Genomic DNA, 514 nt, shown 5'->3' with positions numbered 1-514 from the left:
TGGGAAAACTATACTAGGACCACAGCAGAAGCTGCACAAAGGCTTTTTATAAACGAATGTGATAATGCATACCACCTTGTATCTTCTGGGGCTGTATCGTACACACAGGCTGTCAAAGAAGCAGTTAATAATGTGGTATCGGGCGGAGTGATAGTACACTATCCTTCGGGCCACAAAGATACCATAGAAACTGCCACAGCGCGCGCAGTACGCACCGGAGTAGCCCAGGCCACGGGAGATATCTCTATTAACCGTATGGAAGAAATGGATTGGGATATCATACTGGTGTCGGCGCACATCGGGGCCAGAACCGGGGATGGAGGGCAGAATCCAGGAAATCATTTATGGTGGCAAGGGCAGTTTTACAGCAGGACTGGAAAGGATAAGCGCTTTCCTCCATTTTCCCAGACTGGATACGGAACAGGTGAAGGGTTATGTGGATGGAACTGCCGTCATTCCTTCGGAAGCGGTGATGGGGTAAACAATCCATACAAAGACATCCAAACCGCAGACA

At 49.0% G+C, this 514-nt stretch carries 1 protein-coding gene; it reads left to right on the top strand.

Features of this window, described 5'->3' with window-relative positions:
- Positions 1 to 48 precede the first annotated feature (48 nt).
- Positions 49 to 514 (top strand): phage minor capsid protein (locus IE258_RS41005; protein ID WP_229892805.1); only part of this gene is annotated, 466 nt, incomplete at its 3' end.

The sequence above is a fragment of the Streptomyces tendae genome (assembly GCF_014650435.1).
GTDB classification, from domain to species: Bacteria; Actinomycetota; Actinomycetes; order Streptomycetales; family Streptomycetaceae; genus Streptomyces; species Streptomyces tendae.
Note: the sequence above shows the minus strand (reverse complement) of the source record. Positions and strands in the feature narration are given on the sequence as shown.